Genomic DNA, 11,425 nt, shown 5'->3' with positions numbered 1-11,425 from the left:
ACTTCCGACCCGGCCACGAGCTCGTGCTGCGCTGGTCCTGGCTCTACTTCGACCCGCCCCGCGAACTCGGCCTCGACGCCGGCGGCGACCCCCTGCGGGACACCCGGCACGAGGACGCGGTGCTGCGCGCCGTGGCCGAGCTCTGGCCGCGCGCCGGCCGTGCGGAGGAGCAGGTCCTCGAGGGCGTGGGCGCCGCCCGGTTCTCCGAGCAGGTGCTGCCGCTGCTGCAGCGCGCGGACCACGTGCGCGTGGACGTCACCGGCGACCGCCCCGACTACCGCGAGCTGAAGGCCGCCCCGCGCATCGAGGTCGGCACGAAGGCCACGCAGAACGACTGGTTCGACCTCGGCGTGCAGGTCTCCGTGGACGGGCACGTGCTGCCGTTCGTGGAGCTGTTCACCGCGCTCGTGCAGGGCAGGACCACGCTGATCCTCGCGGACGGCTCCTACCTGGGCCTCGACCACCCCGCCTTCGACCGGCTGCGCGCCCTGCTCTCCGAGGCCGCCACCCTGCAGGAGTGGACCCCGGAGCACACCCCCGTCTCACGGCACCAGGTCGGCTTCTGGGAGGACCTCAAGGAGCTCGCGGACGAGGTGGACGAGGACCCGGAGTGGACCGCCGCCGTCGGGCGTCTGGCCGCCGTCGAGCGCCTCCCCGAGGCCCCGCGCCCCGCCGGCCTGAAGGCCGACCTGCGCCCCTACCAGGAGGAGGGCCTGCGCTGGCTCGCGTTCCTGTGGGAGCAGGACCTCGGCGGGATCCTGGCCGACGACATGGGCCTGGGCAAGACCGTCCAGACCCTCGCGCTCTTCGCCCACGCGCGCCAGGCCCGGCCCGAGCGGCCGCCGTTCCTCGTGGTCGCGCCGAGCTCCGTGGTGTCCGTGTGGGCGGCCGAGGCCGAGAAGTTCACCCCGGACCTCGACGTGCGCGTCCTGGACACCACCACCCGCAAGCGCGGCACCGCCGTGGCGGACGAGGTGGCGGGGGCGGACGTGGTGGTCACCAGCTACACGCTCCTGAGGATCGACGCCGGCCAGTACGGCGGACTCGACTGGGGCGGGGTGGTCTTCGACGAGGCACAGTTCCTGAAGAACCGCGCCGCGAAGGTGCACACGGTGGCCCGCGACCTGCGCGCCCCCTTCCGGCTGGCCATCACCGGCACGCCGATGGAGAACTCCCTCAGCGACCTGTGGGCGCTGCTGGGCGTCGTCGTGCCGGGCCTGTTCCCGAGCCACCGCCGGTTCCGCGAGACCTACGTGACCCCCATCGAGACCGGGGGGGACCCCGAGCGGATGGCGGCCCTGCGCCGCCGCGTGCGCCCGTTCATGCTGCGCCGCTCCAAGGAGCTCGTGGCGAAGGACCTGCCGTCCAAGCAGGAGCAGATCCTCCAGGTGGAGCTCGAGCCGGCCCACCGCAAGCTCTACGACCGCGTGCTCCAGCGCGAGCGCCGCAAGGTGTTGGGCCTGCTCGGGGACATGGACGGCAACCGGTTCACCATCTTCACGTCGCTCACGCTGCTGCGGATGCTCGCGCTGGCGCCGCAGATCGTTGACGACCAGTACGCCTCCGTGCCCAGCTCGAAGCTCGAGCGGTTCCTCGACGACCTCACCGAGGTGATCGGCGAGGGGCACCGCGTGATCGTGTTCAGCCAGTTCACGAGCTTCCTGCGGGTGATCGCCGAGGAGCTGGACCACCTGGAGATCGAGCACGCGTACCTCGACGGCTCCACGCGCGGGCGCGCCGACGTGATCCGCGGCTTCCGCGAGGGCGAGGCGCCGGTGTTCCTGATCTCCCTGAAGGCGGGCGGCTTCGGCCTGACCCTGACCGAGGCGGACTACGTGTTCCTCATGGATCCGTGGTGGAACCCCGCTGCGGAGGCGCAGGCCGTGGACCGGGCGCACCGGATCGGGCAGGAGCGGACCGTGATGGTCTACCGGCTCGTGTCCGAGGGGACGATCGAGGAGAAGGTGCTCGAGCTGCAGCGGCGCAAGGCCGAGCTGTTCGGCGCGCTCATGGACGAGTCCGACGACTCCGGAGCCGGCGCCTTCACCGACTCCCTCACCGCCGAGGACATCCGGGAGATGCTCGGCGCCGAGGAGTGAGGGCCGCGCGAGGCGCGCCGGACGTTTTCGTTCGGGAAACGGCGGCGTGTCGCGACGTTTTCGTTCGGGAAACGGCGGCCCGCCCGCCCGTTTCGTCAACGAAAGTCGTCCCCGGGGCGCCGTTTCCCGAACGAAAGCGGGGGGTAGCCTCGGGCCATGCGTCGCCCGTCCCGTTCCAGCACCGCCACCCCCGCCTTCGCGCCGTCCGCCCGGTCTCAGGTGCCACCGTTCACGGTGATGAGCATCCTCGGCCGGGTCGCCGAACTCCGTGCCGCCGGCCACGACGTCGTCAGCCTGTGCGCGGGGGAGCCGGGCGGGGGCGCCCCGCCCGCCGTCGACGCCGCGGCCGCCGCCGTCCACGCCTCCGGCCGTGCCCTCACCTACACCCCGGCGCTGGGCCTGCCGGAGCTGCGGGCCGCCGTCGCCGGCCACTACCGCCGCTGGTACGGGCTCGACGTGCGCCCCGAGCAGGTCGCGATCACCACGGGCTCCTCGGGGGCGTTCATGCTCGGCTTCCTCGCGGCGTTCCCCCCGGGGGACCGCGTGCTCCTGCCGCGCCCCGGCTATCCGGCGTACCGCAACATCCTCACGGCGCTCGGGGTGGAGGTGGTGGACGTGGACGTCGACGCCGGCACCCGCTACCAGCCCACGGTCGCCCACCTGGAGGCGGCGCTCGCGGAGGGCCCGGTCGCGGGGCTCGTGCTCGCCTCCCCGGCCAATCCCACGGGCACGATGGTCAGCGCCGCCGAGCTCGCCGAACTCGCCCGCTGGTGCGAGGAACGCGGTGTGCGGCTCGTCTCGGACGAGATCTACCACGGCATCGTGCACACGGACGGGGAGGGGCTCGGCGCCTGCGCATGGCGCACCTCCCGCACCGCGCTCGTGGTCAGCTCGTTCTCCAAGTACTGGGGCATGCCCGGCTGGCGGCTGGGCTGGATGCTCATGCCGGACGACCTCGCCGCCGCGGTCGACGGCCTCGCCGGCTCGGTCGCCCTCTGCCCGCCCGCCGCGGCCCAGGAGGCGGCCGTCCACGCGTTCAGCGAGGAGTCCTACGCGTTCTGTGCCGAGCAGGCCGGCGGCTTCACGGCGACGCGCGGCGTCGTGCTGGCCGCCCTGCCCCGGCTCGGCTGGGCCGACGCCGCCCCCGCCGACGGCGCCTTCTACCTCTGGGCCCGTCTCGCCCCGGGCATGCTGGCGGAGTTCGGCAGCGCCGTCGGCTACTGCGCCGCCCTGCTGGAGGAGGCCGGCGTCGCGCTGACCCCCGGCGACGACTTCGACGCCGTCCACGGGCCCGAGTCCGTCCGGCTCTCCTTCGCCGCCGGCCCGGACGCCGTCCACGAGGCGCTCGAGCGGGTCGCCGCCTGGCATGCGGCGCGCGGCCTGGCCTGACGGGCTCCGCCGCGCGCCGCACCGCCCGACGCCTCAGCCGCCCAGCCGGTAGTGGCGCCCGAGCGGCGTGCCGTTGACGGCCCGGTCGCCGCGTCGAGGGCGTCACGTGCCGGTTCCCGCGACGGGGGCGCGCCGTCGGCGCCGCCGAGATGCCGGGGCGGGGTCCACCGCAGTATTGCGAACCATCCGCAACAGTCCTTATTGTGAATCAGTCGCATCTTCTCGCCCTCGTGAAAGGCTCCCCGTGTCCCACTTCGCCCCGCAGCGCCGTTCCACGCGCACCGCCACCTTCTCCGCCACCCTCGCCGCCGCGGCCATCGCCCTGACGGCGTGCGGCGCGGACGCCGACCCGTCCGGCCCGACGTCGGCACCCGCCTCCGCCGCGGGCGGCGCCCAGTCGCCGGCGGGTGAGGCGACGGCGGCCTCCTCCGTCTCCGCGGAGGACCGCGTCGACCCGACCCAGACCACCGAGGTCTCCGCGGTGACGCCGCGCATCCTGCTCTCGCACGAGGACGGGCTCACGCTGCTCGACGCCGAGTCCGGTGAGGTGGTGAAGGAGCAGGACATCACGGGCTTCACGCGGCTGAGCAACGCCGGCAACGGCAAGGACGTCCTGGTGACCACCGGGAAGGGCTGGGAGGTGTTCTCCACCGGCATCCAGACCAAGGCCCACGGCGATCACGTCCACAACTACGAGTCCGCACCCGGCATGACCGGCGTGACGTTCCCGGGTGAGCACCCCGGCCACGTCGTCACCCACAACGGCAAGACCACCCTCTTCGCGGACGGCACGGGCGCGATCCGGACCTTCGACTCGACCCACCTGGACAAGGCGACCCCGGACCTCATGCCCGTCATGACGGAGGCCGAGACCGAGGACCCGCACCACGGCGTGGCGCTCGAGCTCTCCGACGGCACCCTCTTCACCACGCAGGGCACCGAGGACTCCCGGAACACGCTCCAGGAGATCGACCCGAAGACCGGCGAGGTCACGGCCGAGACCGACGACTGCCCCGGCAGCCACGGCGAGGCCGCGGCCCAGCCGACGGAGGCGGGCGACGTCGTCGTGATGGGATGCGAGAACGGGCCCGTCGTGTACCGGGACGGCGAGTTCCACAAGGTGGAGGTCGAGACCGAGTACCAGCGCTCCGGGAACCTGTTCGGGCTGCACGACTCGCCCATCGTCCTGGGTGATCACAAGGTCGAGGAGGAGCCGACGGAGGCCGTCGAGCGGCCCACGGGGATCGCCCTCATCGACACCCGCACCGATGAGCTCACCACCGTGGACCTCGGCTCGTCCTACTGGTTCCGCTCGCTCGGCCGCGCTGAGGACGGCTCCGCGGTCGTGCTGACCTACGACGGCGAGGTCAACGTGATCGACGAGGAGACCGGTGAGGTCACCGCCGAGTACCCGGTGATCGAGCCGTGGAAGGAGAAGGACGAGTGGCAGGAGCCCGGCCCGATCCTGAAGGTCGCCGGGAACACCGCCTACGTCACCGACGCGGAGGCCCAGAAGCTCGTGGCCGTCGACCTGGAGACCGGTGAGACCGTCCTGGAGAAGGACCTGGAGTTCGCCCCGGTTGAGATGGCCGTGGTCACCGGCGAGCCCGAGTCCGTGAAGCCCGAGGAGGGCGCGCACGGTGACGAGGACCACGACGACGACGGCCACGAGGGCCACGACCACGGCGCCGAGCCCTCGGAGGGCCACGAGGGGCACGACCATTGATCGTGTGACGAGACTCCGGCCGGGCGCCCTTCGTGGGGAGGGGTGCCCGGTCGGCGGCCGGGGGCGTCGTGGGGACGCTGACGGCCAGGGCCGGCACCTGCCGCCGGCCCGTGGATGGAGGAGGGCGGGGTCGCGTCGTGGGGACGCGGCCCCGCCCGCCTGTCCGCAGGCCCCGCTCCGGGAGGGCCTGCCGGATCCAGGAGGGCCTGCCGGAGAGGATGCCCCGGGGATGGTGGGGTCAGTCGGCCACCGGATCGTGGTCCGTGATCACGCTCAGGCGGTACCGGGTGCCCTCGGGGACCTCGGCGCTCACCACCAGGTCCTCCGCGTCCGACTCCGGCACCATGACGACGTATCCGCCGCAGCGGTCCGACCACCCCAGGGGTTGGTAGGCGGCGAAGCCGTCCGCCCCGAGGATGCCCACCGAGGACGGGCCGGCGTCCGGGTCGTCGCACAGCAGCATCAGGCGCAGGGTGCCCTCGGGGCGTTCGCCGCCCATCGCCGCGCCCCCTCCCCGGGGGTCTGGAGGCCCTGCAGCTCGGAGGCGATCACGTTGACGTCCGTCGTGGGCGTGCCGGGCAGCTCGACGCCCTCCAGGGCCCGGGCCAGGGGGTCCTCCGTCGGACTGCCCGCCCGGTGCGTGACGGCGGCCTCCGGGAGGGCGGCGAGGAAGCCCTCGCTCAACGGCAGAGCCCCGTTCCTGGCGGGATCGGCGCCCTCGGGCACGAACCCGGCACCGGCGGTGGAGCCGCCGCCCGAACCCTGCGTGGCGCTCCCGGAGGCCGGCGCCGGAGTGCTCGGCGCCGTGGTGCCGGAGGCTGGCCCGCCCGCGGACGGCGTGGTGGTCTCGGACGTGCTCGACGGGGACGGCGTCGTGTCGGAGGACGCCGCAGGGGAGGGTGTGGTGCCGGACGCCGTCGCTGGGCCCCCGCCGCCGGAGCAGCCGGCGAGCGTGAGGGCCAGGGTCAGGGCCGCCGTCGTGGCCGGGAGGGCATGGCGGGCGGAGCGGAAGGAAGGGGGTGAGGGGGTCATGGCGGACCTCCGTCGGTCGGGGGAGCCCGTGCTCCCGGACGCCGGCCCGACCGGTCGTCGTGCAGTGCGTGAGGGGAGACTATGCATCGCATGGGTCCCCGTCTAGCCCCCGGTGTGAGGGACGCCGGATGTGCGCTTCGCGCGCGGCGGGGAGGAGTCCTCAGGCGGCCGGTGCCTGACCCCGCACCTGCCGCAGCGCCTCGGGGGCGACCGCCGCGGCCCAGTCCTCGTAGCCGGCGCCGTTGGGGTGGAACAGGTCCCGGGCCAGGCGGTTGACCTGGTGCCTCAGATTCCGCCGCCACGTGGCCGCGTGCACGTCCGCCACGCCGAGGCCGTGCCGGGCGGCCACCCGCCGCACCACCGTGTTCGCCCGGCGCACGCGAGCCTCGAACGGCGGGATGCGGAACGTCGGGACCAGGCCCAGCGTGGCGCCGGCGGGCAGGGCGCGGGCGATCGCCTCGAGGGGCTCCTCGAAGGCGGCCTCGCGGAACCGCCAAGCCCAGGTGACGTCGTTGCCGCCGACGACGCACGTCACCGCGTCCACCCCGCTCGCCGGCATGAGGGGCAGCTGGTCGGCGAGCACGTCCTTCGCCATGGCCCCGCTGACGGCGAGGTTCACCACCCGCACGGGCCGGCCGGTCTCGGCGGCCACCCGCTCGGCCACCTGGGCCACGTACGTGCGCTCCACGCTCTCGGCCCCGATCCCGACGGCGGCCGAGTCGCCCAGCACCACCCACGTGAGCGCGTCGGGGTCCGCGCGGGCGGCGAGGGCGTGCCAGTGGGCGCGGTAGTCGGCGTCGTGCTGGGCCTGCCAGCCGGAGGGGGAGGGCATGCGCGCCAGGCTACCGGCGCCCTGACGTGCGGACACGCGGGAGGGCCTCGACTCGGGCCACCTCATGGGCCAGGATCCGGCCATGACGTTCCTCCGGGCCGTGGGCCGCTTCTACGGACGCTACGCGCAGTTCGGCGGCCGGGCCGGGCGCGCCGAGTTCTGGTGGGTGGTGCTGTACCTGTCCCTCGCGTCCCTCGGCATCACCCTCCTGTTCGGGGCCCTCGGGGCGGACACGACGACGGCCACCCCCTCCGCCGTCGTGTTCCCCGGCTTCGCGGTCAGCGGTCTCAGCGTCCCCGCCGTCGACTCGATGACCGAGGCCTACCAGGCCTTCTCGGGGGTCTGGGGCCTGCTCCATCTGGTGCCCGCCTGGGCGCTGACGGCCCGGCGCCTGCACGACGCCGGGCTCAGCCGCGCCTGGCTGCTCCTGGCGCTGCTGCCCGTGCTCGGTGCGATCGCCCTGCTGGTGATGGTGCTCCAGCCCTCGGATCCGCGGGTGGCCGCGGAGGCCGCCGCGCCGAGCGGTCAGTCGTCGACGACCTGAACGTCCACGCGGATGTTGCCGCGGGTGGCGTTGGAGTAGGGGCAGACCTGGTGGGCGGCGTCGGCGAGCTGCTGCGCCTCGTCCTGGGGCAGGTCCGGGATGACGACCTCGAGGGTGACGGCCAGGCCGAAGCCCTCGCCGGCCTTGCCGATCGAGACGCGGGCGCCCACGGAGGAGTCGCCGAGCTTCTTCTTGGCCTGGCGGGCGACGCTCTGCAGGGCGGAGTGGAAGCACGCGGCGTAGCCGGCGGCGAAGAGCTGCTCGGGGTTGGCGCCGTCGCCGCTGCCGCCCATCTCGGCGGGGATCGCCAGGTCCATGTCGACGCGGCCGTCCGCGGTCCGGACGTGGCCGTTGCGGCCGCCGCCCGTGGCGATGGCCTCGGTGGTGTAGAGGGGCTCGATCTCGATCACGGTGTGCTCCTTGACGGTGTCTGGCCCGGGGTGCCGGGGGCCGCTCGACGGCGGCCACGGTCCAAGGTAGTCCGCGATCAGGTTGTGTGCAATCCAGTTGTCTGCGGGGTAGGTTGTCCGGGTGGACGTCACCCCCCTCGACCTCGACCGCCAGCTGTGCTTCTCCCTCTACCGCGCCAGCCGGGCGGTGACCCGCGCCTACCGGCCCCTGCTCGAGGAGCTGGGCCTCACCTACCCCCAGTACCTCGTGATGCTGGTGCTCTGGCAGGAGGACGGGCCGGTGGGCGTGAACGACATCGGCGCGCGCCTGGGACTCGACAGCGGCACCCTCACCCCGCTGCTGCGCCGCCTCGACCACGCCGGCCTGGTCACCCGTGCCCGCAGCGCCGACGACGAGCGGCGTCGCCTCATCTCCCTCGCCCCCGCCGGCCGGGACCTGCGCGAGGCCGCCGCCGACATCCCCGCACGCATGGCCGACCTCTACCCCGGGCCGGCCGGACAGCGGGAGGAGCTCAAGGCCTTCCTGGACGAGCTGGCCGCGGGACTCGACTGAGCCGGGGCGCGGGCGGGGGCGCAGGATCCCCGCGACCGCCTGCTGTGCTCAGGACCGCGTCATGAGGACGCGGTCCTGAGCACATCGAGCGGTCTTCTCAGGACGCCGCCCGGGCCACCACACCGCCCCGCCCCGACCGCACCGGCGCGGTGCGGCGGTACCAGTCCAGGCAGAAGACGGCGATCAGCACGAGGTCGATCCAGTCGCCGCCGTAGTACATGAGCTGGGCGCCGGCCTGGGCCTCCGCCACGCCCACGCCCGCCGGCGGATGCGCGTAGACGTGCTTGGAGAGGATCGCGTGCAGCGCGAGGAACGCCACGAGCACACCTGCCCGCAGCGGGTGTCCGTGCGGGTGCGGTGCCGGGTCCACCTGCAGGATCGCGGCGGTGAACACCCACCCGGCCAGCAGCACGTGCACGTGCACCAGCAGATGCCCCACCGCGGAGGCATGCATCCAGGCGTGCAGGGGTGTGGTGTAGAGCAGCCACAGCCCGCCGATGTTCAGCAGCCCCGCCACCACCGGGTGCGAGACCACCCGCACGTACGGCGTGGACAGCACCCGGGACAGCCGCCGCGCCCACGCCACGGGCAGGCCCCGCAGGGCCACGGTCACCGGCGCGGACAGCACCAGCAGCAGCGGGGCGAGCATGCCCAGCAGCAGGTGCCCCCACATGTGGGCCGTGAAGTCGTGGTGGCCGAGCACCCCCAGCGGTCCCACCGCCACGACGCCGGCCACCACCCCCGCGGCCGCGCTCAGGGTGCGCGCGTCGGACCAGGCGCGGCCCCGGCGTCGTCCGGCGCGGACCAGCGCCGCATAGGCGACCAGGAACAGCAGGAGTCCGCCGCCGATGACGACGCCGGCCAGCGGGAACGGGGCGCTCGCCGCCTGGGCGCCGAGCTCCGCCCCGATCCCGCCGGGGTGCTCATGCACGGGCGGCCGCCCGGCGGGAGCCGCGCCGCCACGCCAGGGTGCCGATCACGAGGAAGGCGATCGCAATGGCCATCCACACGAGGTCGTACACGAGGATGTCGTCCACGGGCGCGTACGGGCCGGTGCCCTGCAGCTCCGTGGGGATGACCTCGTACCGGATCTGGTGGATCCTCATGAGCTTGTGCTGGACGGTGCCGTCCCACGCCTGGAACGCGCCCGCGCCGATCAGCACCGCCGGCCACCACCGGCCGACGCCGGGGCCGCCGCGGCGTCGCACGTCCGCGAAGAGGAACAGCCCGGCCACGGCGGCGAACCAGCCGAAGGCGTGGAAGAGTCCGTCGGAGACCAGGCCGACGGCCGCGGTGGACAGGTCGTAGAAGTGGTGCCAGTGCAGGAGCTGGTGCAGGACGACCTCGTCGACGAAGGCGGCCACGCCCACCCCGAAGAGGATCCCGGACAGCAGCAGGCGGCGGTGGAGGTCGGGGGCGGGGCGGCCGACGGGCCGAGCCGTGACGGAGGGGGAGGCCATGGCGCCCACGCTAGCGGCAGTTCCCAGCGAATGCCCAGGTCACGGGCGTCATCCACGCACCGGCCGCAGTGGCGGTCCCGTGAGGCGATGATGGTGCCCATGGCCGCCCACTCCTTCGCCCTCGTGCCCTCCTCCTACGTCCTCTTGCTGCGGGGACGGGAGGTGCTGCTGCAGCGCCGGCATCACACCGGGTACATGGACGGGTTCTGGGTGGCGGGCGCCGCCGGGCACGTGGAGCCGGGGGAGGCGGCCCGGCAGGGGGCGGTCCGGGAGACGGCGGAGGAGCTCGGCGTCGAGATCGAGCCTGCTGCCCTCGAGCTGCTGACCGTCATGCAGCGCACGGACGGCACGGACACCCCGCGCGAGCAGCGCGTGGACTGGTTCTGGGCCTGCCGGTCCTGGGCGGGTGAGCCGCGGATCTGCGAGCCCGGCAAGGCCCCCCACCTGGAGTGGTTCCCCCTGGATTCGTTGCCGAGCCCGATTCCGGACTACGAGCGGCTCGTGCTGGAGGGCCTGCGCGACGGCGACCTCACCCCGGACACGGCGGTCGGGTTCGGGGGCTGAGGGGCATAGGGGCTCGCCGTCCACCGCCCGGTCAGTCCCGCACCGCCTCCACCACCATGAGCGGGTGCTCGGCGGGGTCGAAGGCCGTGCGGTGCCAGTCTCCGGAGAGCCGTTCCACCCGCAGCCCCGCTGCGGCCAGGTCCGCGCGCACCTGCTCCGCGGAGCGGAACTGCAGGTGCTGGTCCACCTCGGACACCTCCCCGGAGTCGAGGAACTCGGTGCGCACGCGCATCGTCACCACCCCGTGCCGGTCCGGGGCGGAGGTGCGCTCCGACTCGAGGACCCGCCCGGCCGGCATCGTGCGCTCCGTGGGGTCCTGCTGCCAGCCCTCCCACGCGCGCCGGACGGGGTTGCGCGTCTCGAAGACCAGGCGGCCGCCGGGCACGAGCCCCGCACCGATGCGCCGCAGCGACGCGTGCCAGTCGTCGTCGACCAGGTGCATGGCCACGTTGCCGCTCATCACCACCAGGTCGGCGGAGTCCGGCGCGATCAGCCCCGCATCCCCGTGTCGCCACTCGACGCCGTCCCCGCCCGGGCGCGCGCGGGCCGCCGCGAGCATGGCCTCGGCCGGGTCGATCCCGACAACGTCCCGCCCCGGGCCCGCGAGCGTCACCGTCAGGATGCCGGTGCCGCAGCCGAGGTCGACGATGCGGGTGCTGGCCCGCGCGGCCGAGACCTCGTCCGCGACCCGGCGGAAGAACGCGTGGTCCTCGCCCGCGGGGTTGTCCACGTCGTAGATCGCGGCGAGGCGGGCGTCGTCGTAGGTGCGCCGGTTGGCCTCGGCGCGGGAGGGGGCGTCGGTCATGCGCGCAGTCA

General features: G+C 74.1%; 13 protein-coding genes. 6 read left to right on the top strand and 7 right to left on the bottom strand.

Annotated elements, in window-relative coordinates; genetic code table 11:
* The 3 genes from D8M29_RS04400 to D8M29_RS04390 form a co-directional block, all read left to right on the top strand.
* The coding region (locus D8M29_RS04400) for a DEAD/DEAH box helicase (RefSeq protein ID WP_148111519.1) at positions 1-2,099 on the top strand (2,099 nt) is incomplete at its 5' end.
* A gap of 156 nt (positions 2,100-2,255) precedes the next feature.
* A complete protein-coding gene (locus D8M29_RS04395; protein ID WP_127445813.1) occupies positions 2,256-3,488 on the top strand; it encodes an aminotransferase class I/II-fold pyridoxal phosphate-dependent enzyme in 1,233 nt (410 codons plus the stop codon).
* Between the two features lie 244 nt (positions 3,489-3,732).
* Entirely contained in the window at positions 3,733-5,214 is a 1,482-nt protein-coding gene (locus D8M29_RS04390) for a PQQ-binding-like beta-propeller repeat protein (RefSeq protein WP_127445812.1), read from the top strand.
* Between the two features lie 238 nt (positions 5,215-5,452).
* Here D8M29_RS04390 and D8M29_RS14125 read toward each other — a convergent pair whose 3' ends face one another.
* The 3 genes from D8M29_RS14125 to D8M29_RS04375 all read right to left on the bottom strand — a co-directional run bounded on the left by D8M29_RS14125 (position 5,453) and on the right by D8M29_RS04375 (position 7,078).
* On the bottom strand, positions 5,453-5,677 hold the full coding sequence (locus tag D8M29_RS14125; protein WP_233263222.1) for a hypothetical protein: 225 nt from the start codon (positions 5,675-5,677) through the stop codon (positions 5,453-5,455).
* Positions 5,677-6,246 (bottom strand): hypothetical protein, encoded by a 570-nt coding sequence (locus D8M29_RS14120; RefSeq protein WP_233263221.1) that lies wholly within the window; start codon positions 6,244-6,246, stop codon positions 5,677-5,679. Before D8M29_RS14120 ends, D8M29_RS14125 begins: the two co-directional genes overlap by 1 nt.
* 160 nt (positions 6,247-6,406) lie before the next feature.
* Positions 6,407-7,078 (bottom strand): SGNH/GDSL hydrolase family protein, encoded by a 672-nt coding sequence (locus D8M29_RS04375; RefSeq protein ID WP_036341247.1) that lies wholly within the window; start codon positions 7,076-7,078, stop codon positions 6,407-6,409.
* Between the two features lie 82 nt (positions 7,079-7,160).
* Between D8M29_RS04375 and D8M29_RS04370 the strand changes: the two genes are divergently transcribed.
* On the top strand, positions 7,161-7,622 hold the full coding sequence (locus D8M29_RS04370) for a DUF805 domain-containing protein (RefSeq protein WP_036341245.1): 462 nt from the start codon (positions 7,161-7,163) through the stop codon (positions 7,620-7,622).
* Here D8M29_RS04370 and D8M29_RS04365 read toward each other — a convergent pair.
* Positions 7,604-8,032, bottom strand: a complete 429-nt coding sequence (locus D8M29_RS04365; protein ID WP_036341242.1) for an organic hydroperoxide resistance protein — start codon at positions 8,030-8,032, stop codon at positions 7,604-7,606. The two genes, D8M29_RS04370 and D8M29_RS04365, sit on opposite strands and share 19 nt — an antisense overlap.
* Positions 8,033-8,153: 121 nt before the next feature.
* On the opposite strand from D8M29_RS04365, the gene D8M29_RS04360 reads away from it, so the two are divergent.
* A complete protein-coding gene (locus D8M29_RS04360; protein ID WP_012751108.1) occupies positions 8,154-8,585 on the top strand; it encodes a MarR family winged helix-turn-helix transcriptional regulator in 432 nt (143 codons plus the stop codon).
* A 97-nt stretch (positions 8,586-8,682) separates the two neighbouring features.
* Here D8M29_RS04360 and D8M29_RS04355 read toward each other — a convergent pair whose 3' ends face one another.
* Positions 8,683-9,516, bottom strand: a complete 834-nt coding sequence (locus D8M29_RS04355) for a cytochrome c oxidase assembly protein (RefSeq protein WP_010080013.1) — start codon at positions 9,514-9,516, stop codon at positions 8,683-8,685.
* On the bottom strand, positions 9,509-10,045 hold the full coding sequence (locus D8M29_RS04350; protein ID WP_010080014.1) for a DUF2243 domain-containing protein: 537 nt from the start codon (positions 10,043-10,045) through the stop codon (positions 9,509-9,511). Before D8M29_RS04350 ends, D8M29_RS04355 begins: the two co-directional genes overlap by 8 nt.
* 99 nt (positions 10,046-10,144) lie before the next feature.
* Here D8M29_RS04350 and D8M29_RS04345 point away from each other — a divergent pair, with 99 nt between their 5' ends.
* On the top strand, positions 10,145-10,609 hold the full coding sequence (locus tag D8M29_RS04345; RefSeq protein WP_036341256.1) for an NUDIX domain-containing protein: 465 nt from the start codon (positions 10,145-10,147) through the stop codon (positions 10,607-10,609).
* A gap of 31 nt (positions 10,610-10,640) precedes the next feature.
* Here the strand turns inward: D8M29_RS04345 and D8M29_RS04340 are convergent.
* On the bottom strand, positions 10,641-11,425 hold a 785-nt coding region (locus tag D8M29_RS04340), incomplete at its 5' end, for a bifunctional 2-polyprenyl-6-hydroxyphenol methylase/3-demethylubiquinol 3-O-methyltransferase UbiG (protein ID WP_238693324.1).

This window comes from Micrococcus sp. HSID17227, assembly GCF_003989405.1.
Taxonomy (GTDB): domain Bacteria; phylum Actinomycetota; class Actinomycetes; order Actinomycetales; family Micrococcaceae; genus Micrococcus; species Micrococcus luteus.
The sequence above is the reverse complement of the archived record's forward strand: the minus strand, read 5'-3'. Positions and strand labels throughout refer to the sequence as shown.

Bases quoted from the DNA above. Each gene is read 5' to 3' on its own strand.
- D8M29_RS14120 (WP_233263221.1), bottom strand. From the start codon at position 6,246: ATGACCCCCTCACCCCCTTCCTTCCGCTCCGCCCGCCATGCCCTCCCG.
- D8M29_RS04395 (WP_127445813.1), top strand. From the start codon at position 2,256: ATGCGTCGCCCGTCCCGTTCCAGCACCGCCACCCCCGCCTTCGCGCCG.
- D8M29_RS04370 (WP_036341245.1), top strand. From the start codon at position 7,161: ATGACGTTCCTCCGGGCCGTGGGCCGCTTCTACGGACGCTACGCGCAG.
- D8M29_RS04375 (WP_036341247.1), bottom strand. From the start codon at position 7,078: ATGCCCTCCCCCTCCGGCTGGCAGGCCCAGCACGACGCCGACTACCGC.
- D8M29_RS14125 (WP_233263222.1), bottom strand. From the start codon at position 5,677: ATGCTGCTGTGCGACGACCCGGACGCCGGCCCGTCCTCGGTGGGCATC.
- D8M29_RS04350 (WP_010080014.1), bottom strand. From the start codon at position 10,045: ATGGCCTCCCCCTCCGTCACGGCTCGGCCCGTCGGCCGCCCCGCCCCC.
- D8M29_RS04345 (WP_036341256.1), top strand. From the start codon at position 10,145: ATGGCCGCCCACTCCTTCGCCCTCGTGCCCTCCTCCTACGTCCTCTTG.